General features: G+C 58.3%; 20 protein-coding genes, 2 tRNA genes and 2 rRNA genes. 14 read left to right on the forward strand and 10 right to left on the reverse strand.

All coding sequences use genetic code 11. The features are described 5' to 3' along the window. Positions 1–63 precede the first annotated feature (63 nt). The 4 genes from PSH64_RS21030 to PSH64_RS21045 all read right to left on the reverse strand — a co-directional run bounded on the left by PSH64_RS21030 (position 64) and on the right by PSH64_RS21045 (position 4,991). A 23S ribosomal RNA gene (locus PSH64_RS21030) occupies positions 64–2,954 on the reverse strand. Positions 2,955–3,189: 235 nt separating this feature from the next. Further along, a tRNA-Ala gene (locus tag PSH64_RS21035) sits at positions 3,190–3,265 on the reverse strand. 28 nt (positions 3,266–3,293) lie between these two features. After that, positions 3,294–3,370 (reverse strand) — tRNA-Ile (locus PSH64_RS21040). An 82-nt stretch (positions 3,371–3,452) separates the two neighbouring features. After that, a 16S ribosomal RNA gene (locus PSH64_RS21045) occupies positions 3,453–4,991 on the reverse strand. The 16S and 23S rRNA genes sit together here with 2 tRNA genes alongside, the layout of an rRNA operon. Before the next feature lie 669 nt (positions 4,992–5,660). Here PSH64_RS21045 and rhtA point away from each other — a divergent pair. The 4 genes from rhtA to PSH64_RS21065 all read left to right on the forward strand — a co-directional run bounded on the left by rhtA (position 5,661) and on the right by PSH64_RS21065 (position 8,473). Continuing rightward, positions 5,661–6,548: a threonine/homoserine exporter RhtA gene (rhtA, locus tag PSH64_RS21050; RefSeq protein WP_105343428.1), complete on the forward strand. Its 888-nt coding sequence runs from the start codon at positions 5,661–5,663 to the stop codon at positions 6,546–6,548. Between the two features lie 170 nt (positions 6,549–6,718). Continuing rightward, positions 6,719–7,000, forward strand: a complete 282-nt coding sequence (locus tag PSH64_RS21055) for a hypothetical protein (RefSeq protein WP_046049236.1) — start codon at positions 6,719–6,721, stop codon at positions 6,998–7,000. 99 nt (positions 7,001–7,099) lie between these two features. Continuing rightward, entirely contained in the window at positions 7,100–7,840 is a 741-nt protein-coding gene (locus PSH64_RS21060; protein WP_105343426.1) for an SDR family oxidoreductase, read from the forward strand. Between the two features lie 36 nt (positions 7,841–7,876). Further along, on the forward strand, positions 7,877–8,473 hold the full coding sequence (locus tag PSH64_RS21065) for a 2-hydroxychromene-2-carboxylate isomerase (RefSeq protein ID WP_305478532.1): 597 nt from the start codon (positions 7,877–7,879) through the stop codon (positions 8,471–8,473). 46 nt (positions 8,474–8,519) lie between these two features. Here the strand turns inward: PSH64_RS21065 and PSH64_RS21070 are convergent, their stop codons facing one another. The 4 genes from PSH64_RS21070 to PSH64_RS21085 form a co-directional block, all read right to left on the reverse strand. Further along, entirely contained in the window at positions 8,520–10,328 is a 1,809-nt protein-coding gene (locus tag PSH64_RS21070) for an aminopeptidase P family protein (RefSeq protein WP_305478533.1), read from the reverse strand. A gap of 56 nt (positions 10,329–10,384) precedes the next feature. Continuing rightward, the gene (locus tag PSH64_RS21075) at positions 10,385–11,551 is read right to left on the reverse strand and encodes a cysteine desulfurase family protein (protein WP_305478534.1); all 1,167 of its coding nucleotides are present in this window, start codon (positions 11,549–11,551) and stop codon (positions 10,385–10,387) included. A gap of 205 nt (positions 11,552–11,756) precedes the next feature. Then, positions 11,757–12,371 (reverse strand): LysE family translocator, encoded by a 615-nt coding sequence (locus PSH64_RS21080; protein ID WP_305478535.1) that lies wholly within the window; start codon positions 12,369–12,371, stop codon positions 11,757–11,759. Positions 12,372–12,467: 96 nt separating this feature from the next. Next, entirely contained in the window at positions 12,468–12,737 is a 270-nt protein-coding gene (locus tag PSH64_RS21085; RefSeq protein ID WP_105343416.1) for a hypothetical protein, read from the reverse strand. 322 nt (positions 12,738–13,059) lie between these two features. Between PSH64_RS21085 and PSH64_RS21090 the strand changes: the two genes are divergently transcribed. The 10 genes from PSH64_RS21090 (at position 13,060) to PSH64_RS21135 (ending at position 21,321) form a co-directional block, all read left to right on the forward strand. Continuing rightward, positions 13,060–14,163, forward strand: a complete 1,104-nt coding sequence (locus PSH64_RS21090; RefSeq protein ID WP_105343414.1) for a sigma-54-dependent Fis family transcriptional regulator — start codon at positions 13,060–13,062, stop codon at positions 14,161–14,163. Between the two features lie 131 nt (positions 14,164–14,294). Then, a complete protein-coding gene (locus PSH64_RS21095; protein WP_305478537.1) occupies positions 14,295–14,753 on the forward strand; it encodes a VOC family protein in 459 nt (152 codons plus the stop codon). Positions 14,754–15,087: 334 nt separating this feature from the next. Then, positions 15,088–16,293 (forward strand): PepSY domain-containing protein, encoded by a 1,206-nt coding sequence (locus tag PSH64_RS21100; protein WP_305478538.1) that lies wholly within the window; start codon positions 15,088–15,090, stop codon positions 16,291–16,293. Next, the gene (locus PSH64_RS21105) at positions 16,290–16,832 is read left to right on the forward strand and encodes a thiamine pyrophosphate-binding protein (protein ID WP_305478539.1); all 543 of its coding nucleotides are present in this window, start codon (positions 16,290–16,292) and stop codon (positions 16,830–16,832) included. The genes PSH64_RS21100 and PSH64_RS21105 overlap by 4 nt, the downstream gene beginning before the upstream one ends. Then, entirely contained in the window at positions 16,829–17,149 is a 321-nt protein-coding gene (locus PSH64_RS21110; RefSeq protein ID WP_018929965.1) for a hypothetical protein, read from the forward strand. Before PSH64_RS21105 ends, PSH64_RS21110 begins: the two co-directional genes overlap by 4 nt. Positions 17,150–17,157: 8 nt before the next feature. Continuing rightward, positions 17,158–17,730: a DUF6162 family protein gene (locus tag PSH64_RS21115; RefSeq protein ID WP_305481195.1), complete on the forward strand. Its 573-nt coding sequence runs from the start codon at positions 17,158–17,160 to the stop codon at positions 17,728–17,730. 29 nt (positions 17,731–17,759) lie between these two features. Further along, complete coding sequence (locus PSH64_RS21120) at positions 17,760–18,686, forward strand: metal ABC transporter substrate-binding protein (RefSeq protein WP_105343404.1); 927 nt, start codon at positions 17,760–17,762, stop codon at positions 18,684–18,686. Positions 18,687–18,760: 74 nt separating this feature from the next. Then, positions 18,761–19,519 (forward strand): metal ABC transporter ATP-binding protein, encoded by a 759-nt coding sequence (locus tag PSH64_RS21125; RefSeq protein WP_181150670.1) that lies wholly within the window; start codon positions 18,761–18,763, stop codon positions 19,517–19,519. Then, a complete protein-coding gene (locus PSH64_RS21130; RefSeq protein ID WP_007906536.1) occupies positions 19,519–20,418 on the forward strand; it encodes a metal ABC transporter permease in 900 nt (299 codons plus the stop codon). Before PSH64_RS21125 ends, PSH64_RS21130 begins: the two co-directional genes overlap by 1 nt. Then, entirely contained in the window at positions 20,419–21,321 is a 903-nt protein-coding gene (locus PSH64_RS21135; protein ID WP_305478541.1) for a metal ABC transporter solute-binding protein, Zn/Mn family, read from the forward strand. 195 nt (positions 21,322–21,516) lie between these two features. Here PSH64_RS21135 and PSH64_RS21140 read toward each other — a convergent pair whose 3' ends face one another. Beyond that, entirely contained in the window at positions 21,517–21,744 is a 228-nt protein-coding gene (locus PSH64_RS21140; RefSeq protein WP_105343399.1) for an MbtH family protein, read from the reverse strand. A gap of 82 nt (positions 21,745–21,826) precedes the next feature. Continuing rightward, positions 21,827–23,239: an aspartate aminotransferase family protein gene (locus PSH64_RS21145; RefSeq protein ID WP_305478544.1), complete on the reverse strand. Its 1,413-nt coding sequence runs from the start codon at positions 23,237–23,239 to the stop codon at positions 21,827–21,829. Positions 23,240–23,327 lie beyond the last annotated feature (88 nt).

A 23,327-nucleotide genomic window follows, 5' to 3' on the forward strand; every position in this document is an offset into this window, starting at 1 on the left:
TCGGTTCATTGCGTCTTCACACACCGCAATCTGGCTCTTAAGCGCAAATTGCTTGGGTGTTATATGGTCAAGCCTCACGGGCAATTAGTATTGGTTAGCTCAACGCCTCACAGCGCTTACACACCCAACCTATCAACGTCGTAGTCTTCGACGGCCCTTCAGGGGACTCAAGGTCCCAGTGAGATCTCATCTTGAGGCTAGTTTCCCGCTTAGATGCTTTCAGCGGTTATCTATTCCGAACATAGCTACCCGGCAATGCCACTGGCGTGACAACCGGAACACCAGAGGTTCGTCCACTCCGGTCCTCTCGTACTAGGAGCAGCCCCTCTCAAATCTCAAACGTCCACGGCAGATAGGGACCGAACTGTCTCACGACGTTCTAAACCCAGCTCGCGTACCACTTTAAATGGCGAACAGCCATACCCTTGGGACCGGCTTCAGCCCCAGGATGTGATGAGCCGACATCGAGGTGCCAAACACCGCCGTCGATATGAACTCTTGGGCGGTATCAGCCTGTTATCCCCGGAGTACCTTTTATCCGTTGAGCGATGGCCCTTCCATACAGAACCACCGGATCACTAAGACCTACTTTCGTACCTGCTCGACGTGTCTGTCTCGCAGTCAAGCGCGCTTTTGCCTTTATACTCTACGACCGATTTCCGACCGGTCTGAGCGCACCTTCGTACTCCTCCGTTACTCTTTAGGAGGAGACCGCCCCAGTCAAACTACCCACCATACACTGTCCTCGATCCGGATAACGGACCTGAGTTAGAACCTCAAAGTTGCCAGGGTGGTATTTCAAGGATGGCTCCACGCGAACTGGCGTCCACGCTTCAAAGCCTCCCACCTATCCTACACAAGCAAATTCAAAGTCCAGTGCAAAGCTATAGTAAAGGTTCACGGGGTCTTTCCGTCTAGCCGCGGATACACTGCATCTTCACAGCGATTTCAATTTCACTGAGTCTCGGGTGGAGACAGCGCCGCCATCGTTACGCCATTCGTGCAGGTCGGAACTTACCCGACAAGGAATTTCGCTACCTTAGGACCGTTATAGTTACGGCCGCCGTTTACCGGGGCTTCGATCAAGAGCTTCGCGTTAGCTAACCCCATCAATTAACCTTCCGGCACCGGGCAGGCGTCACACCCTATACGTCCACTTTCGTGTTTGCAGAGTGCTGTGTTTTTAATAAACAGTCGCAGCGGCCTGGTATCTTCGACCGGCGTGGGCTTACGCAGTAAATGCTTCACCCTCACCGGCGCACCTTCTCCCGAAGTTACGGTGCCATTTTGCCTAGTTCCTTCACCCGAGTTCTCTCAAGCGCCTTGGTATTCTCTACCCAACCACCTGTGTCGGTTTGGGGTACGGTTCCTGGTTACCTGAAGCTTAGAAGCTTTTCTTGGAAGCATGGCATCAACCACTTCGTGTTCTAAAAGAACACTCGTCATCAGCTCTCGGCCTTAGAATCCCGGATTTACCTAAGATTCCAGCCTACCACCTTAAACTTGGACAACCAACGCCAAGCTGGCCTAGCCTTCTCCGTCCCTCCATCGCAATAACCAGAAGTACAGGAATATTAACCTGTTTTCCATCGACTACGCTTTTCAGCCTCGCCTTAGGGACCGACTAACCCTGCGTCGATTAACGTTGCGCAGGAAACCTTGGTCTTTCGGCGTGGGTGTTTTTCACACCCATTGTCGTTACTCATGTCAGCATTCGCACTTCTGATACCTCCAGCAAGCTTCTCAACTCACCTTCACAGGCTTACAGAACGCTCCTCTACCGCATCACCTAAGTGATACCCGTAGCTTCGGTGTATGGTTTGAGCCCCGTTACATCTTCCGCGCAGGCCGACTCGACTAGTGAGCTATTACGCTTTCTTTAAGGGTGGCTGCTTCTAAGCCAACCTCCTAGCTGTCTAAGCCTTCCCACATCGTTTCCCACTTAACCATAACTTTGGGACCTTAGCTGACGGTCTGGGTTGTTTCCCTTTTCACGACGGACGTTAGCACCCGCCGTGTGTCTCCCATGCTCGGCACTTGTAGGTATTCGGAGTTTGCATCGGTTTGGTAAGTCGGGATGACCCCCTAGCCGAAACAGTGCTCTACCCCCTACAGTGATACATGAGGCGCTACCTAAATAGCTTTCGAGGAGAACCAGCTATCTCCGAGCTTGATTAGCCTTTCACTCCGATCCACAGGTCATCCGCTAACTTTTCAACGGTAGTCGGTTCGGTCCTCCAGTCAGTGTTACCTAACCTTCAACCTGCCCATGGATAGATCGCCCGGTTTCGGGTCTATTCCCAGCGACTAGACGCCCTATTAAGACTCGCTTTCGCTACGCCTCCCCTATTCGGTTAAGCTCGCCACTGAAAATAAGTCGCTGACCCATTATACAAAAGGTACGCAGTCACCCAACAAAGTGGGCTCCCACTGCTTGTACGCATACGGTTTCAGGATCTATTTCACTCCCCTCTCCGGGGTTCTTTTCGCCTTTCCCTCACGGTACTAGTTCACTATCGGTCAGTCAGTAGTATTTAGCCTTGGAGGATGGTCCCCCCATATTCAGACAAAGTTTCTCGTGCTCCGTCCTACTCGATTTCATTGATAAGAGATTTTCGCGTACAGGGCTATCACCCACTATGGCCGCACTTTCCAGAGCGTTCCGCTAATCTCAAATCAACTTAAGGGCTAGTCCCCGTTCGCTCGCCACTACTAAGGGAATCTCGGTTGATTTCTTTTCCTCAGGGTACTTAGATGTTTCAGTTCCCCTGGTTCGCCTCTTAAGCCTATGTATTCAGCTTAAGATAACCATCTTATGATGGCTGGGTTCCCCCATTCAGACATCTCCGGATCAAAGTCTGTTTGCCGACTCCCCGAAGCTTTTCGCAGGCTACCACGTCTTTCATCGCCTCTGACTGCCAAGGCATCCACCGTATGCGCTTCTTCACTTGACCATATAACCCCAAGCAATCTGGTTATACTGTGAAGACGACATTCGCCGAAAATTCGCGATTAAACTCACAAATTTTACCTTAGCCTGATCCGTTACCAGTGAAAGTAACGTTCAGTCTATCTTTCTATCACATACCCAAATTTTTAAAGAACGATCTAGCCAAAGACTAGAAATCAACATTCACCATCATCACAATGGAATGCTCATTTCTAAGCTTTCAACAACAGAAGCAGTAGTGGTGGAGCCAAACGGGATCGAACCGTTGACCTCCTGCGTGCAAGGCAGGCGCTCTCCCAGCTGAGCTATGGCCCCGTATTTCTACAGGTTTCCCACACAAAATTGGTGGGTCTGGGCAGATTCGAACTGCCGACCTCACCCTTATCAGGGGTGCGCTCTAACCAACTGAGCTACAGACCCAATTTCGGGCTGCTTCTTATCGTCTTCTTCAATGAATCAAGCAATTCGTGTGGGAACTTATGGAGCAGCTGATGTCGTCGATTAAGGAGGTGATCCAGCCGCAGGTTCCCCTACGGCTACCTTGTTACGACTTCACCCCAGTCATGAATCACACCGTGGTAACCGTCCTCCCGAAGGTTAGACTAGCTACTTCTGGTGCAACCCACTCCCATGGTGTGACGGGCGGTGTGTACAAGGCCCGGGAACGTATTCACCGCGACATTCTGATTCGCGATTACTAGCGATTCCGACTTCACGCAGTCGAGTTGCAGACTGCGATCCGGACTACGATCGGTTTTGTGGGATTAGCTCCACCTCGCGGCTTGGCAACCCTCTGTACCGACCATTGTAGCACGTGTGTAGCCCAGGCCGTAAGGGCCATGATGACTTGACGTCATCCCCACCTTCCTCCGGTTTGTCACCGGCAGTCTCCTTAGAGTGCCCACCATTACGTGCTGGTAACTAAGGACAAGGGTTGCGCTCGTTACGGGACTTAACCCAACATCTCACGACACGAGCTGACGACAGCCATGCAGCACCTGTCTCAATGTTCCCGAAGGCACCAATCCATCTCTGGAAAGTTCATTGGATGTCAAGGCCTGGTAAGGTTCTTCGCGTTGCTTCGAATTAAACCACATGCTCCACCGCTTGTGCGGGCCCCCGTCAATTCATTTGAGTTTTAACCTTGCGGCCGTACTCCCCAGGCGGTCAACTTAATGCGTTAGCTGCGCCACTAAGAGCTCAAGGCTCCCAACGGCTAGTTGACATCGTTTACGGCGTGGACTACCAGGGTATCTAATCCTGTTTGCTCCCCACGCTTTCGCACCTCAGTGTCAGTATCAGTCCAGGTGGTCGCCTTCGCCACTGGTGTTCCTTCCTATATCTACGCATTTCACCGCTACACAGGAAATTCCACCACCCTCTACCATACTCTAGCTCGACAGTTTTGAATGCAGTTCCCAGGTTGAGCCCGGGGATTTCACATCCAACTTAACGAACCACCTACGCGCGCTTTACGCCCAGTAATTCCGATTAACGCTTGCACCCTCTGTATTACCGCGGCTGCTGGCACAGAGTTAGCCGGTGCTTATTCTGTCGGTAACGTCAAAACAATTACGTATTAGGTAACTGCCCTTCCTCCCAACTTAAAGTGCTTTACAATCCGAAGACCTTCTTCACACACGCGGCATGGCTGGATCAGGCTTTCGCCCATTGTCCAATATTCCCCACTGCTGCCTCCCGTAGGAGTCTGGACCGTGTCTCAGTTCCAGTGTGACTGATCATCCTCTCAGACCAGTTACGGATCGTCGCCTTGGTGAGCCATTACCTCACCAACTAGCTAATCCGACCTAGGCTCATCTGATAGCGCAAGGCCCGAAGGTCCCCTGCTTTCTCCCGTAGGACGTATGCGGTATTAGCGTCCGTTTCCGAGCGTTATCCCCCACTACCAGGCAGATTCCTAGGCATTACTCACCCGTCCGCCGCTCGCCACCAGGTACAAGTACCCGTGCTGCCGCTCGACTTGCATGTGTTAGGCCTGCCGCCAGCGTTCAATCTGAGCCATGATCAAACTCTTCAGTTCAAACATCTTTGGGTTTTTAAGAAACCCTAAACTTGGCTCAGCAATCGTTGGTTACATCTTTGATTTCTCGCGGAGTAACTTGTGATGCTGATAATCTTGTTGACTATCAGTCTGACTCCACAAGCACCCACACGAATTGCTTGATTCAGTTGTTAAAGAGCGGTTGGTTAAGAGCTTTCGTCTCAACCGAGGCGCGCATTCTACAGCAGCCTCTGTTACTGTCAAGCGGTTATTTTTCGAAGTTTTCAAAGTTTCCTTTGCAACTTCAACCACTTGCGCTTCCGATCTCTCGTTAGCGGGAGGCGAATTCTACAGCGTTAGTCGCTGCTGTCAACACCTCTTTTTCTCCGCTTTCGACCGAGAAGATCGAACCGTCAATAAGGCGATAACACACTGCCTTACCAACTCCTTCCGGCCTCGATGAACTGAAGCGTAACCGCTGCCGAAAACTGCGTAACTCATTGTTTACCAAGGAGTTTTCCGTTTCGACTGCGCCGGAAGTGGGGCGAATTATAGACGTCCAGAATCTGCCGTCAACCCCTGATTACGCTTTTCTATCGTGATACTCAAAATCCTGCTTATATATAGACGCAACAGCAATGAATGCGCAGTATATTGCCCAACACATAAAACACTACTCTCGCTTCCTGCCTCGGACGATGCCACGCAATGAATGACCACCCCCGCAGCCTCGCCTCGACCCTGTTCTCGGTTGGCCTGCTTTTAATAGCCATGGCATCGATCCAGTCCGGAGCCTCCCTGGCCAAAAGCATGTTCCCGGTGGTCGGCGCTCAAGGGACCACTACCCTGCGGCTGATCTTCGCCAGCGTGATCATGCTGCTGCTATTGCGACCGTGGCGAGCAAAGCTCACCGCAAAATCCCTGCGCACGGTTATCGTCTACGGGATGGCGTTGGGTGGCATGAACTTCCTCTTCTATATGTCCCTGCGCACCGTCCCTTTGGGTATTGCGGTGGCCCTGGAGTTCACCGGACCATTAGCGGTCGCCATTTATGCCTCACGCCGGGCGATCGACTTTCTATGGATCGCTCTGGCAGCCATAGGTTTACTGCTGTTGATTCCCACAGGCGCCACGAGTGCAGACATTGATCTGATCGGCGCAGGTTATGCCCTTGGTGCTGGAGTCTGCTGGGCGTTGTACATTCTGTTCGGCCAGAAGGCCGGTGCCGACAACGGCGTTCAGACCGCCGCATTGGGCGTGATGATTGCCGCACTGTTCGTGGCCCCCATCGGCATCGTCCACGCTGGCGCTGCATTGCTGACACCTTCGCTGATCCCCGTGGCAATCGGGGTCGCCATTCTGTCCACCGCCCTGCCCTACACCCTGGAGATGGTCGCCCTTACACGGATGCCCGCCCGGACCTTCGGTACCTTAATGAGCATCGAACCCGCAATAGGCGCGTTGTCCGGCCTGTTGTTCCTCCACGAATACCTTTCCCTGCCACAGTGGATGGCTATCCTGTGCATCATTCTGGCATCCGTCGGCGCGACCATGACCATGGGGAGCGCCGCCAAGCCAGCAGTCGCGGCAGATTGAAACGAGATTTGACGAAGGTCTGGTATTTGCCGCTCAATTAGGCCATGTTTAGGCCACGTAACTCAGTGTCAGGCATGGATTTTTTCAGATAGGGATATCAGAACGCTTCAAGCGAAAGCGACAGCAGGCACACCCGGGCAAAAAGATCCGGGGCCTCTATAAGGACAGCAATGAAACGAATTTTGATACTGATCGCCGTTCTTGCCGTTGCGGGCTGCGCGGCGACCTCGAAAACCCAGATCAAACACGGCAAGAAAGGCCTGCATATCAACTGTTCAGGGCTATCGTCCTCTTGGGACAAGTGCTACACCAGCGCCGCCAATTCGTGCGCCCCCAAGGGTTACAAGGTAATCGCCAAGTCAGGAGATGCGGTGGAAGAACCCGGTGATTATCCGTTCGGCCTTAACCCTGCCGGTTACACCAGCCGCAGTATGATCGTCATCTGCAAGTAACCTTCCACATCTATCGGGCTTGTGTAGCCCGATAGGCGCTTCGCCCGGGATGCTGCTAACGTTTGTCAGTCACTGACCGTTCAGCAAAGGGCGACATCCATGACCCCCGCTATCGATAACAAGAAAATCGTATTGGTCGTCGGCGCAGGCGATGCCACCGGTGGCGCCATTGCCAAACGTTTTGCCCGGGAAGGTTACGTCGCCTGCGTCACGCGTCGTAGAGCAGACAAACTTCAGCCACTGGTGGATGCCATCACCACCCATGGCGGCGAGGCCCACGGTTTTGCCTGCGACGCGCGCAAGGAAGAGAACGTCATTGCGCTTATCGAACAGATCGAAACCGAGATCGGCCCCATCGAAGCATTCGTTTTCAACATCGGCGCCAATGTGCCGTGCAGCATTCTGGAAGAAAGCGCCCGCAAGTATTTCAAGATTTGGGAAATGGCCTGTTTCTCAGGGTTTCTCAATGCTCGCGAAGTAGCCAGGCGCATGGTCACTCGCCAACGGGGCACGATCCTGTTCACCGGAGCCACCGCCGGCTTACGCGGTGCCTCGGGTTTTGCAGCCTTCGCCGGCGCAAAACACGGGATTCGCGCCCTGGCCCAAAGCATGGCCCGGGAACTGGGGCCGATGAACATCCATGTCGCCCATGTGGTGGTCGATGGCGCCATCGACACCGACTTTATCCGCGACAGCTTTCCAGAAAAATACGCGACCAAGGATCAGGACGGCATCCTCAATCCCGAGCACATCGCCGAAAACTATTGGTACTTGCACAGCCAGCCACGGGACGCCTGGACGTTCGAGCTGGACCTGCGCCCCTGGAGTGAACGCTGGTAAGCCCTCCCCAGCATCAATAAGAAGAGCACATCGACCATGAGCAAAACCGTGGAGTTCTTTTTCGACCTCGGCAGCCCCGCCACCTACCTGGCCTACACCCAACTGCCAAAGATCTGCGCGCAAACTGATAGTCAGCTGATCTACAGGCCGATGCTGCTGGGCGGCGTCTTCAAAGCCACTGGCAACGCCTCCCCGGTAACCATTCCGGCCAAAGGTCGCTACATGTTTCAGGACCTGGATCGCTATGCCAGACGCTATGGTGTGCCGCTGAAGTTCAACCCGCACTTCCCCATCAATACCCTGATGCTGATGCGCGCTGTCACAGGAATGCAAATGCGTCATCCGGAACGCTTCCAGGCGTTTATCGATTGCCTGTTTCATGCCCTGTGGGTGGAAGGACGCAGCCTTGATGATCCCGCGACCGTTGCCGCCGTGCTGACGCAAAACAATTTCGATCCGAATGAGGTGCTGGCGCTGACCGCCGATGAGAACGTCAAAGCCGGCCTCAAGCAGAACACCGACGAAGCGGTACAACGCGGTGTATTCGGCGCACCGAGCATGTTTGTCGGGAATCAGCTGTTCTTCGGCCAGGACCGACTGGACTTCGTCCTTGAAGCCCTGCGTGTGCAATAGCCAGATATGAGCCGAGTGCTGAAAACAGCACCTGGACTCAAGCCGATCAAATAGCCGCGGTCCGGGTGTTCAACCATTCAAGGGCCGCACCATCAAGCAGCGGGCTCAAGCGCTCGCGCACCTCGGCATGATAGCCATTGAACCACTGCTTTTCGTCGTCGGTCAGCAGCGCTGGCTCCAGGCAGCGGGTGTCGATCGGGCATAGGGTCAGGGTTTCGAATTTCAGGAATTCACCGAACTCGCTTTTGCCGGCTTCGCGGTTCAACACCAGGTTCTCGATCCGCACCCCCCAGCGACCCGGACGGTAAGTGCCCGGCTCGATGGACGTGATCATGCCCGGCTGCATCGCAGTTTGCGGTGCCGCTGCAGCCTGATAGGCAATGACTTGCGGGCCTTCATGGACGTTGAGGAAGTAGCCGACGCCGTGGCCGGTGCCGTGACCGTAGTCGACGCTTTCAGCCCAGATCGGTGCTCGGGCAATGGAGTCCAGCAACGGCGACAGAATGCCCCGTGGAAACTGCGCCCGGGAAAGTGCAATCACGCCTTTGAGTACACGGATGCAATCGCGCTTCTGCTCGTCAGTCGGCGTACCGACCGGCACCATCCGCGTAATGTCGGTAGTACCGCCCAGGTATTGGCCGCCGGAGTCGATCAGCAACAGGCCGTCACCCTCGATGACCGCATGCTCCTCTTCAGTGGCGTGGTAATGCGGCATTGCACCGTTGGCATTAAACGCAGCAATGGTATTGAAGCTCAACGACACATAATCCGGGCGCCGGGTACGGGCCGCGGTCAGGTGTTCGTCGATGGTCAGTTCGGTGATCCGCTCACGCCCCCATGCCGCTTCCAGCCAGGCGAAAAATTCGCAAAGCGCCGCGCCATCCTGCTCCATGGCCCGACGAATGTGCTCGGCATCGGCCAGGCTTTTCTGCGACTTGGCCAGGGTGGTCGGATTCAGGCCTTCGAGCAGTTTCACACCGCTGTTCAGATTATCCAGCAACCCCGCGGTGACCCGTGCCGGATCGACTTGCAGGCTCGCGCCGACCGGTACGGCACGCAAGGCGGCGGCCACTTCGCTGTAATCGCGCAAGATCACACCGTCCTGTTCGAGAATGGCGCGCAACTCCGTACTCACCTTGCTCAGGGCCACGAACAAGGTGGCCTGCTGCTGGCTGATCAGGGCGAAGGACACAAACACCGGGTTGAATGACACATCGCCGCCACGCAGGTTGAACAGCCAGGCGATATCGTCGAGGGTGGCAATGAAATGCCAGTCGGCGCCGCGGGCTTTCAATGTGTCACGCAACTGGGCCAGTTTTTCCCCACGGGTGACGGTCGCCTGAGGCGGCAAGTGCTGATAGATCGGCTCTTTCGGCAGGCTCGGACGATCGCTCCAGACTTCGCTCAGCAGGTCGATATCGGTGCGCAGACGTGCGCCACGCTCTTCGAGTTTGCTGCTCAGGGTACGCGCCGAAGCCAAGGCCATCACCGCGCCATCGACTGCAACAACACCACCTTCAGGGGTTTGCTCGGCCAGCCAATCGAGCGGGCCGGGTTGACCCGGTTGCAGCTTGACCAGCTCGATGCCGCTGCCCTTGAGCTCCTTGGTCGCTTGTTCCCAATAGCGGCTGTCGGCCCAGACGCCGGCAAAATCCGGCGTGACGATCAGCGTGCCGACCGAGCCATGGAAACCCGACAGCCACTGCCGCCCCTGCCAATAGCCCGGCAGGTATTCCGACAGGTGCGGGTCGGCCGACGGCACCAGCAGAGCGTGAATACCCTCCCGGCTCATCAGCTCGCGGGTTTGCGCCAGGCGCCGGGGTACCAATCCGTTGATCGAAGGCTGCGTACTCATCGTGTCTCCTGCTAACCACTTCATCATTATTGTTCGGTGCCGATCGGAGTCGGCGCTTAAGGACCTGTCGCCCAGAATGCCGGAGCACTGGCGGTGGCCGTTTTGATCAGATGTACTGCCTGGTCGATATCCTGCTCGGTGGTAAAACGACCCAGGCTCAAGCGGATGGTGCGACCGGCCGAGCGCGCGTCGTGCCCCAGGGCCAGCAGCACATGGGACGGCGCATTGCTGGCGGAATTACAGGCCGAGGTCGCGGAAAACGCGATCGAGGCACTCAACGCTGCAGAATTGAACTCGCCTTCGTTGAAGGTCAGGCTCAAGGTGTGAGGAATGCGCTGGGTCGCGCTGCCATTGAGGCGAACGCCGGGAATGCTCAGCAGTGGCTCAAGCAAGCGTTCGCGCAGGCGCGCGATGGTGGCTTTTTCTTCATCGAACAGTTGCGCCGCCAACGCGAAGGCCACTCCCATTGCGGCAATCTGGTGTGTCGCCAGAGTGCCGGAACGCAACCCGCCCTCGTGACCGCCGCCATGGATCTGCGCCTGCAGACGCTGTTGTGCGCGAGGCCCGACATACAGCGCGCCGATGCCTTTGGGGCCATAGACCTTGTGCGCCGAGAATGACATCAAATCCACCGGCCACCGGGCCAGGTCGATCGCCACTTTGCCCGCGCCCTGGGCCGCATCGACGTGGAACAACGCATCCCGATCACGCACCACCTGACCAATAGCCGGGACGTCGTTGACGGTGCCCAATTCATTGTTGACCAGCATCAGCGACACCATGAAGGTGTCTTCGCGCATCGCCTCGCTGACCGCTTGAGGGGTAATCAGACCTTCGGCATCGGGCACCAGATACGTCACGGCAACACCCGCGTCCTGCAATTGTTTTGCGGTATCGAGAATCGCCTTGTGTTCGATCTGGCTGGTGATGATGTGGCCGCCGGACACGCCGCGGGCCTGGGCCACGCCCTTGAGGGCAAGGTTGTTGGATTCGGTGGCACCGGAGGTCCAGACGATCTGCCCGGCCTGGGCGCCGACCAGTTCGGCGACCTGGCGCCGTGCCTGCTCGACCGATTGCCGGGCCTGCTGGCCGAAGGCATGGGAGCTGGATGCCGGATTGCCGAAGTTACCGCTAAACCCCAGACACTCGACCATGACCTGGATGACCCGCTCATCCACCGGTGTGGTGGCGGCGTAGTCGAAATACAACGGACGTTTATTCATAAAAGACTCGCAGAGCGTGTTCCGGGATCAGGAAGCTCGTCACTGGAAGTATCAAAGCGCCGCCTCATGAGCGACGCCGAATTTTCAGAACGACAGCAATACCTGATCGGAGGCCGTTAAAGAAGAACAACTTCATTTAAAAGTGCGTAGGAACGCTCCTGAAGTCGAGCTTAACAGGCATCGGGCGACCGGTTGAAGCAATGCGTCAGCTAAAACTTTCGAGCAACAACGGATACAACGAAGCCACCAACAACAGGGCCATGCCCCAGTTGAACAACCGCAACCAGCGGCGATCGCGCAGCACGTTACGCAACAGCGTGCCACAACCGGCCCACACACCGACGCTCGGCAGGTTGATCAAGGCGAAGACCGCAGCAATCACAATCACATTGGTGAAATAGCCCTGCATTGGCGTGTAAGTGCTGATAGCGCCGATGGCCATGATCCAGGCCTTGGGATTGACCCATTGAAACGCCGCCGCGCCCAAATAACTGATCGGCTTGCCCTCGCCCTGCTCACCCTCGGCTACCGGCCCGGAACGCGCAATCTTCCACGCCAGGTACAGCAAATATGCCGCGCCGACATAACGCAATACGGTGTAAAGCAATGGATAGGTTTGAAACACCGTGCCCAGGCCGAAACCGACAGCCACCACCAATACGAAGAAGCCGCAGGTAATACCGAGCATGTGGGGGATGGTGCGGTTAAAGCCGAAATTCACCCCTGAGGCCAGCAACATGGTGTTGTTCGGGCCCGGAGTAATCGAGGTAACAAGGGCGAACAGGGCAAAGCCCAGCAGCAGATCGAGCGAAAGCGTCATGGTGGCAGTCCATCAGGGTCAGGTGTTGACCCTACCGCACGCCTTAAGGGAAACCCATGGACAGTTGCGTGAAAGTTCGACCGGTACAGCCCTCGCTCAGCTTGGGCGCCCGTGCAGCTGTACCGCACGTTCGGCGTTCATCTCGCCTTGTTTGTCGAAACTGAACGATTTTGCCGGCTGGCCGAGCAATTCGGCCTTCTTCGCGTGGTACTCGTCGAAGGACAAGCCGCGACGATTCAGTGCCTCCAGCGCCAGCTCCCGGGTTTCTTCAGCGGTGTAGGGGCGCAACTCCGGTGAAACATGACTGGCACATCCGGCGAGAACCGAGACGGCGAGTAACAGGAAAGGGGCGAGTAAAGGTTTCATTTCGGGCGTCCGGCTATCTGGGTTCGGGGCAATGAACACAGGCTACCCGCGTGCCCTGCTGGGCAGAAATCAATGCTCTCGATAGTGGGTATCGGGATTAAAGGATCGCAGCCTTCAGCAGCTCCTGCATCGACCTTATATTTCTAAAAAACATATAAATAGTAATTTATTGTCTTTTACGGAATAACAGCAAATCTTTATAACAACCCATCTTTATGCACCGCTACCGCTCCCACTGCGCACGCAAACACTGCAGGCGCTGTACCAGTCCCTGCCGATCCCGACCTTCTGTTCATCATTTTTCATTCAGGGAGCCTGCCCCATGCAACTGCTGACCTTACCGCCTTCGCCCGCGCTGGCTACGTCGATCCGCGCCACCGCGCAAGTGTTCGAAGACCCTAAATCCCAGGCCTTGCTCGCCCACTTGCAGCAGGTCGCGCCGAGTGAAGCCAGCGTGCTGATCATCGGCGAAACCGGTACCGGTAAAGAGCTGGTGGCGCGGCACATCCACGATCTAAGCGCCCGTCGCAACCGGCCGTTCGTGGCGGTCAACTGTGGCGCGTTCTCCGAATCGCTGGTGGAGGCCGAGTTGTTCGGCCATGAAAAAGGTGCCTTCACCGGTGCACTGAGCGCCAAGGCCGGTTGGTTCGAAGAGGCCGATGGCGGCACTCTGTTTCTCGACGAAATCGGTGATCTGCCGATGGCAATTCAAGTTAAGTTGCTGCGGGTGTTGCAGGAACGCGAAGTGGTGCGCCTGGGATCGCGCAAGAGCATTCCGATCAACGTACGGGTGCTGGCGGCAACCAATGTCCAACTGGAGAAAGCCATTAATGCCGGGCACTTTCGCGAAGACCTGTATTACCGCCTCGACGTGGTCAACCTGGAACTGAGCCCATTGCGCGAACGCCCCGGCGATATCCTGCCGCTGACCCGGCATTTCATCGAAGCCTACAGCCGGCGCCTGGGTTACGGCAGCATCACCATCAGCAAAGAGGCCGAACACAAACTGCGTAGCTACAGTTGGCCGGGCAACATTCGCGAACTGGAAAACGTCATTCATCACACCCTGCTGATCTGCCGCAACGGTGTCATCGAGCGCGATGACCTGCGCCTGTCGAACATGCGTATCGAACGTCAGGACGACTACCACACCAGCGTCGACGACTCACCGGAAGCCTTGCTCGATCGAGCCTTTCAAAAGCTCTTCGAGGAACAGGCCGGCGCGCTCCATGAAAAAGTCGAAGATGCCTTGCTGCGAGCGGCCTACCGTTTCAGCCATTACAACCAGGTGCACACCGCCGCCCTGCTGGGGCTGAGCCGCAATGTGACGCGCACTCGCCTGATCAAGATCGGCGAACTGGCGGTGAACAAACGCCGCCCCGCGGAGAACCTGCAGGGTGAGCGCTTGATGCAGTTGTCGATTTAGCCGATCAGTGTGCAGTGCACCGCGACTACTCGTCGGGCACTCGGTTGCGGTGAAGGGGTTGACCTATAGTTATTCGACCGGAAAACGGCGAAGGAACACCTTAATTTCACAAAAATAAAGGGAGAACCGTCATGAGTGTCAAACCCATTCCAGAGGGCTATCACAGCATCACGCCTTATCTGGGCATTCAGAAAGCTGCCGAAGCCATCGACTTCTACAAAAAAGCCTTTGGTGCCACCGAAGTCATGCGCCTGGCCATGCCTGACGGCGGCATCGGGCATGCCGAACTGCGTATCGGCGATTGCCCGATCATGCTGGGCACACCCTGCGACCAGGGGCCTTTGAGCAACCCGGACAAATCGCCGTCCGTGGGCCTGCATTTGTATGTGAATGACGTGGACAAGTCCTATAAACAGGCCATCGATGCCGGTGCCACGGTGGTGTCCGAGGTCAAGGATCAGTTTTATGGCGACCGCTCGGGGACGTTGAAGGATCCTTACGGGCATCTGTGGTTTCTGGCCATGCGCAAGGAGGATTTGACTCAGGAACAGATCGAACAGCGGGCGAAGGAGATGTTCAAGCAGGGTTGAGTTTTTCAGTGAATGTTTGGGCCTCTTCGCGAGCAAGCCCGCTCCCACATTTGATCTTCATCGAACACCGAGAGTGTGTACACAGAAGATCCGGTGAGGGAGCGGGCTTTCTCGCGAGAGGGGCATCACATTCAACATAAATATTGGCTACTTCCCCACAGCGCAGAAACACGAAACATTTACTTTCATATCCCCTTTCGGGATTTCCGATGCTCATACGTCTTATTTAGATGCAGCCGGTCGCGTAGGCAAAAGCCACGACCGGGCCTTTCATGGACCTCAACGCTGGGAAGCCCGCAGCAGAGGCCCTCTCATCGAAACAAGACCTTTAATCATGTCGAAGAAATCCCGCTCAAAACTCTGGTTTCTGGTCCATAGCTGGCTGGCCCTGCCCATCTGGTTTTTTGTATTGATCGTCTGCGTGACCGGCACGCTGGCGGTGGTCAGTCAGGAAATCGTCTGGCTGGCCAACCCGCAAATGCGCGCCAGCGCGCCTTCGGACGACGCGCCGCTGCTCAGCTATGACCAGATCATCGCCGCCATCAAGAAGGCCGAACCCCAGACGCTGGTCGAAAGTATCAACCGTCCCGACGAGTCGCATTTCGCCCTGGACGTAAAGGTCAGTTACCCGGACGGACGCTCGGTGACGGTCTATGTGAACCCCTACAGCGGGGCGATTCAGGGCACCGCTCCACCCTTCAACTTCCAGGCCTTCACTCGCGCACTGCATGGCTGGTGGCTGGTGCCATTCACCAACGGCTACAGCTGGGGCTGGTATCTGGTGTCGTTCCTCGGCTTGCCGATGCTGGCTTCACTGGTGACGGGGCTGGTGGTCTACAAACGGTTCTGGAAAGGCTTCTTGCGACCGACCCTGCGCATTCGTCATGGCGCGCGGATTTTCTGGGGCGACTTTCACCGGCTCAGCGGCATCTGGTCGATCTGGTTCATTGCGGTGATTTCCGTCACCAGCACCTGGTTCATGATCGAAGCGATCCTGTTCGATAACCATATTTCGATTTCCACCGCGCCGGTCGCCCCCGTCGTCCCGCGTGAGAGCGTGCCGCTCACCGTCGATGGCGCACCAGCACCGATGATCAGCCTGGAAAGCGCGATCCGCGAGGCCAAGGAACGCATTCCCGGCCTGGAAGACAGCTCTGTCAGCCTGCCCGCCAATGCCTATAGCCACCTTTTGGTGAGCGGGCGCAGTTGGTACCCGCTGATCTATCAGAGCGCCGAGGTCAACCCTTACACCGGTGACATCTCCGCCACACGCCTGCTGTCGGATCGTTCGGGTCTGGAGCTGGTGACCGAATCCATGCGTCCGCTGCACACCGGCGATTTCGGCGGCATCTGGATCAAGCTGATCTGGTTCTTCTTCGGCCTGGTCCTGAGCATGATGGTGCTCAGCGGCCTGTTGATCTGGACCAAACGCACCGCCCTGGCCACGGCCAACGCGCTCAAGCGCAGCAACAAGCGTCCACGGATTGCAGTGGCCAATCGGCCGGCCATGGGCCGCGAAGCCACGGAGGTCCGCCAATGAGTCAGGTTGCCGTAGAAAAACCGCGCTCGCCGCTAAGCCGCTTCTGGCACACATGGCGCTTCCACCTCAACGTGCTGCTGTTGCTGGTGCCGCTGGGGTTCATGCCCAAATACTTCTCCGACGCAGCGCTGTTTCGCGGTGACACCGGCCTGGGTGAGCGGGAAATCGGCGAAGTTCAGGTCGGCCCCTGGAGCCTGCGCCTGGCCGAATTGCGCAACGCAGCCCCCGTAGCCGACGGCCCGGCCGGCTACTTGAAATCCTTCAATGCTGCGCTCTGCGACAGCTGTCGCGATCAGGTCAAGGCGACTTACCTGCGCATTGGCAAACCGCGCAGCCTGCGCGCCGCCGGGGTGATTTTCTTCGGCACGCCCTACCACATGGGCGCCGCGCTGCCGGTACCGGAAAAGACCAAAAACGACGCTGAACTGTGGATCACCATGGAGGGCTGGGACGGCGCCATGCATCAAGCCTCCATCCCCCTGAGCCAGGCGTCCCCGGCCACCGTCGCATGGCTGAACAGACAAGGAGGCAAACCATGACCAGCGTTTTTCGCCCCGTTTTACTGGTGCTCTGCACCGTCTTCAGCGCCAGCGCCCTGGCCCACAACCCGATGTGCGAATGCAAGGCCATCGACGCCGAACAGATCCGTTGCACCGGTGGTTTTTCCGACGGCAGCGGCGCGCCGGGCGTGACCCTAGATGTGATCGGCTACGACGAAACCATTCTGGTGCCAGGCAAGCTCGGCGCCGATTCGACCCTGACGTTCAAGAAACCCGGCGCCGAATTCTACGTGCTGTTCGACGCAGGTCCCGGCCACGTGGTCGAGATCGACCAAGCCGACATCGAGGCGCCCTGAGCATGAGCATTACCACGCCAACCACCCAAGTAGTGCGCCCGGCCGGCGCCGGCCATGAAACCCTCTATGTGTTGCTGTTGTGCCTGATGATCCTGGCGGTGGCCGGCTCGGTGGTCGCCTGGCGCCATGAGTCCCAGGAAGTGAGCAGCGTCGGCAGCCATCAACTGGATGCCCGCCGCGACCTGAGCGCATCCGAGCAAGGTATTTACGCAGACCTGCGGGTCACGCTGGATGAAATCCACCTGTTGCGCGAGGAACAACAAGCACTGCCCACACCCGCCACCCTCGCCGATGAAGGTTTCGCGCCGTTTGCCCGGGACGCCAGTTCCGTCAGCCGTGGCGGTCATGCCTGGCAATTGCTGGACGCCAAGGCGTACTTCGGCCAGAGCCAGGCACCCACCGTGGCCGGCTCGTTCCTGATGCGTTTGACCGCTGACGACGATGCGCCAGACGTCTGGCTCAACCGCTCCAAAGCCCTCGCGCCCCCGACTGATCTGACTGACGCCGCGCTCGAAAGCGCCGGCTGGCAGCAGATCGTCGCGCAATTCGATGCCGGGGTCACCCGCCAGCATCGGCACTGAACCCTCACTCGAGAGAAGACCGCTTTCCCATGCCTAGTTCATCTCAACGTCGTTTTTTGCGCCTGCTGCTGGTCGGCCTGCTTGCCTGTTTGCTGACGCCTCTGGCCAGTGCCGACGAAGCCAAGCGTCTGCGCATCGGCATCACCCTGCACCCTTATTACAGCTACGTGGCCAATATCGTCGGCGACAAGGCCGAAGTGGTGCCGTTGATTCCGGCCGGTTTCAACCCGCACGCCTATGAGCCCCGCGCCGAGGACATCAAACGCATCAGCGGGCTCGACGTGATCGTACTCAACGGCGTGGGCCATGACGACTTCGCCGACCGCATGATCGCCGCCAGCGAAACCCCGAATATCAAAGTGATCGAAGCCAACGAAAACGTGCCGCTGCTGGCCGCCACCGGCGTCGCAGCCCGGGGTGCCGGCAAGGTTGTTAATCCGCACACCTTCCTGTCGATCAGCGCCTCGATTGCCCAAGTCAACAACATCGCCCGCGAGTTGGGCAAGCTCGACCCGGCCAACGCCAAGACCTACACCCAGAATGCCCGCGCCTACGGTAAGCGCCTGCGGCAGATGCGCGCCGATGCCCTGGCCAAACTGACCCAGGCGCCGAACGCCGAGCTGCGCGTGGCCACGGTCCATGCCGCCTACGACTACCTGCTGCGCGAGTTCGGCCTGGAAGTCACCGCCGTGGTCGAGCCGGCACACGGCATCGAACCCAGCCCCAGCCAGTTGAAAAAGACCATCGATCAACTGCGGGAACTGGACGTGAAAGTGATCTTCTCGGAGATGGATTTCCCGTCCACCTACGTCGATACCATCCAGCGTGAATCCGGGGTGAAGCTGTATCCGCTGTCGCACATTTCCTATGGCGAATACACCGCCGACAAGTACGAAAAGGAAATGACCGGCAACCTCAATACCGTGGTTCGGGCGATTCAGGAGTCCGGCGCATGACGGCTAAAGAAACCATCACTCAATCCCCTGTGGGAGCGGGCTTGCTCGCGAATAGGGAGTATCAGTCGACATCAATGTTGGCTGACCAACCGCTTTCGCGAGCAAGCCCGCTCCCACGGGTTTCGGGGCCGACGCTGGATTTTGCCGATGTCAGCCTGACGCTGGGTCGCACAACGATCCTCGACAAGGTGACCTTCGAGGTCCGGCCCGGCAGCGTGCATGCCCTGGTCGGCCCGAACGGTGGCGGCAAGAGTTCGCTGATCAAGACCCTGCTCGGGCAGATGCCGCATCTGGGGCGCTTGAGCCTGCAATGGCCCGGCGAACCAGGGACCATCGGCTACGTGCCGCAAGCGCTGGAGTTTGATCGCGGTTTGCCAATGACCGTCGACGACTTCATGGCGGCCATGTGTCAGCGCCGCCCGGCGTTCCTCGGTTTGAGCAAGCATTACGCAGCGGCCATCGGCCAGGCCCTGGAACGAGTGGGCATGCAGGACAAACGCAAACGGCGCATGGGCGCGCTGTCCGGCGGTGAGCGCCAGCGGGTTTTACTGGCCCAAGGGCTGATTCCGGCGCCGCAATTGCTCGTGCTCGACGAACCGATGTCGGCCCTCGACGAGGCTGGCATTCAAGTGTTCGAACGGCTGCTGGGCGACTGGCGCCAGAGCGGCATCACCGTGCTGTGGATCGAGCATGACCTGGAGGCCGTCGGACGCCTGGCGGACCGGGTCACCGGGCTCAATCGCCGGGTGTTGTTCGATGCCGCGCCGAAACAGGCACTGACCCCGGAGCGACTGCTGACCTTGTTCTCGACCCATCCCCGGAGCGCTGCCTGATGAGTTACGAAGCTTTTCGTTTGATGGTCCAGGGTTGGGCCTCGTCGGGTTACCTGCCGGAAGCGCTGGCCTATGGATTTGTGGTCAACGCCCTGCTCGCCGGCCTGCTGATCGGCCCGGTGCTGGGCGGTTTGGGGACGCTGGTGGTGGTCAAGCGCTTCGCGTTTTTCTCCGAGGCGGTGGGGCACGCGGCGTTGACGGGCGTGGCCATCGGCATTCTGCTCGGCGAACCCTACACCGGGCCTTACGGCAGCCTGTTCGGTTACTGCCTGCTGTTCGGGATTTTGCTGAACTACCTGCGCAACCGTACGGGACTGGCGCCGGATACATTGATCGGTGTGTTTCTGTCGGTGTCGTTGGCGCTGGGTGCCAGCCTGTTGTTGATTCTGGCAGGCAAGATCAACGTGCATATTCTGGAAAACGTGCTGTTCGGCTCGGTGCTGACGGTCAACGGTAACGACCTGCTGGTGTTGGCCATCGTCGGTTCGCTGGTCATGGCACTGGCCCTGCCGCTGTATAACCGCATCATGCTCGCCAGTTTCAACCCGCAACTGGCGGCGGTACGCGGGGTGGCGGTGAAGACCCTGGATTATCTGTTCGTGATCCTGGTGACCTTGATCACCGTGGCGGCGGTGAAAGTCATCGGCGCGATTCTGGTCGGCGCCCTGTTGGTGATTCCAGCGGCGGCCGCGCGCTTGCTCAGCCAGTCGTTGAAGGGCTTCTTCTGGTGTTCGGTGCTGATTGCCACGGTGAGTACGCTGTGCGGCATTCTCGCGCCAATAGTGTTTGACCTGCCTATCCCGTCCGGTGCCGCGATCATTCTGGTGGCCGGTATCGCCTTCGCCCTGGCCGCGATCGCTCGCGGCATTGTCCCCAGCCTGAAAGGGAATCTCGGATAAATGTGTTTTTCTTTGCGTCAACTGACCCTGGCCGTAGCCCTGTGCGGCCTGGCCAATACTGGCTTTGCGGCGGACAGCGCCAAACCGCTGCACGTGCTGGCGTCCTTGCCGATCACCTATGGTCTGGGCGAAGTGTTGCTCAAAGGCACCGAAATCAAACTGGAACGGGCCGCTCCAGACAATCTCCCCGGCAGCCGACAGACCGCCTATTTCACCGGTCGTGGCGCTCCGGCGCTGGCCAAGCTGGCGACCGACGCCGATGCCGTGATTGGTCTGCGTTCCCTGTGGGCGGATGATCCGCTGTACCCGATATCCCGGCGCAGCAATATTCGTATCGTCGAAGTCGACGCCGCCCGCCCGGTGGACGGCGCCCTGCCCGGCATCGCCGTGCAGCCCGGCAGCAAGGTCGACGGTTTAAACAGCCAGCCGTGGCTTTCCAGCAACAACATGGGGCGCATGGCGGACGTGATGGCGGCGGACCTGGTGCGCCTCGCGCCCGAGGCCAAGCCGACCATCGAGGCCAACCTGGCGGCGCTCAAACAGCGCCTTCTCAAACTCAGTGCCGATAGCGAGTCACGGTTGGCCAATGCCGATAACCTGAGCGTGATGAGCCTGAGCGATCATTTCGGCTACTTGATCGGCGGCCTCAACCTGGAGTTGATCGGCCTCGACGCACGACCGGATGCCGAGTGGACGCCTGAAGCGCTCAAGCAGTTGGGTGTGATGCTCAAGGACAATGACGTGGCGGTGGTGTTGCATCATCGGCAGCCGCCGGACGCGCTGAAAGCGGCGATCTCACAGGCAGGTAGCCGGTTGGTGGTGTTGAGTGTCGATGCGGCGGATCCGGTGGCCGAGTTGGAAGAGAATGTGGATCGGGTGATCAAGGGGTTGAGCGGGGTGTAGCTTCAGTTAGACCGCGTTATCGTTCTTCGCGGGCAAGCCCGCTCCCACATTTAACCGATGCGGGCGCAGATATTGTGATCGACACAAATTCCAGTCCTGAAAAAGCCCGCTGACCGTCACCGGATCAGCGGGCTTTTCGTTGCCACGCTCTGCGTGGGAATGCAGCCAGAGACGCTTCGCGTCTCACTTGACAGCTCAGTGAGCCACGACTGCCTGCTCTTCCATTTTCTGACGCAGGCTCAGCGGACGCATGTCGGTCCAGACCTCTTCGATGTAGGCCAGGCATTCCTTTTTCAGGCCGCTCTTGCCCACGGTGCGCCAGCCTTGCGGCACGGCTTTGTAGTCGGGCCAGATCGAGTATTGCTCTTCGTGGTTGACCACGACCTGAAAGAGGATGTCCTCGCGGTCGAATACTGACGTCATGCTGTGTCTCCATCGCTGTAGGGGTGGGCTGCACACCGTGTGTAGCCGTTATGTGGAAGGAACGTTCGAGGCGTTGAAAAATTTAGAGGCTGGCGGTAGCCGCGACCATCGCCCTGCCGAAAATGTCGGCCACCCGATCGATTTCCGCGGCAGTGATCACCAGTGGCGGCAGGAAACGCACGACACCGCCGTGACGCCCACCCAGCTCGAGAATCAACCCGCGCTTGAGGCATTCGCGCTGCACCAGCGGCGCCAGGCGACCGAATACCGGTGGATGGCCTTGAGCGTCCGGCGCGCCGTTCGGGTCGACCAGTTCGACGCCCAGCATCAGGCCACGCCCGCGAATGTCACCCAGTTGCGGGAAGTCCCGTTGCAGGATGTGCAAGTGCTCGCTCAAGCGTTCACCCATGGCGGTGGCGTGCTCGCAAATCTTGTGTTCGCTCAGGTAGCGCATCACTGCAGAGCCTGCGGCCATGGCCATCTGATTACCGCGAAAGGTCCCGGCATGGGCGCCCGGCAACCAGGTGTCGAGCCAGTCGCGATAGACCACCACCGCCAGCGGCAGGCTGCCGCCGATGGCCTTGGACATCACCACCACATCCGGAATGATCCCGGCGTGCTCGAAGGCGAACATCTTGCCGGTGCGGGCAAAACCACTCTGGATTTCATCGACGATCAGCGCTACGCCGGCCTGCTCGGTGATGCGACGCAAACCGCGCAACCAGTCGAGATCAGCCGGTATCACCCCGCCCTCGCCCTGCACCGCTTCGACGATCACGGCGGCGGGCAGTTGCACGCCAGCCTCCGGATCGTTCAGCAGGTTCTCCAGGTAATTCAGGTTGACCTGCACTCCCTGCGCACCGCCGAGCCCGAACGGGCAACGATAATCATAGGGGTACGGCATGAACTGCACGCCATTGCTGAGCAAGGCACCCAACGGCTTTTTCGGCCCCAGACTGCCCATCAGGCTCAACGCCCCCTGGCTCATGCCGTGGTAACCGCCCTGGAACGACAAGACGGTGCTGCGCCCGGTGGCGGTGCGCACCAGTTTCAGCGCGGCTTCCACGGCGTCGGTGCCGGTGGGGCCACAGAACTGAATCTTCGCTTCAGCGGCCAATGCCGGCGGCAGCAGACCGAACAGGTCCTGGACAAACCGGTCCTTGACCGGCGTGGTCAGGTCGAGGGTGTGCAGCGGCAGTTCATCGTTCAGCACTTGCTGGATCGCTTCGATCACCACCGGGTGATTGTGCCCCAGGGCCAAGGTCCCGGCACCGGCCAGGCAATCGATGAAACTGCGGCCTTCGACGTCTTCGACATAAATGCCCTTGGCGCGTTTGAGTGCCAGGGGAATGCGGCGCGGGTAGCTGCGGGCGTTCGATTCCTGGCGGCTTTGACGGGCCAACAGCGGCGACTCGCTGAACTGATAAAGCGTCTCGGCAGGCACCGGGGCGATCCGGGCCGGCTGATCTTCGATAAGGCTGGTAGCGACTGACATCTCTCGACCCCTGTTGATAGTGACCAAAACTGCACACCGGGCAGGTGCGCGTTCCGGTCAGGGGCGCACTTGCAGGTTTTCCTGTTCT

The organism is Pseudomonas sp. FP1742 (assembly GCF_030687145.1).
GTDB classification, from domain to species: Bacteria; Pseudomonadota; Gammaproteobacteria; order Pseudomonadales; family Pseudomonadaceae; genus Aquipseudomonas; species Aquipseudomonas frederiksbergensis_D.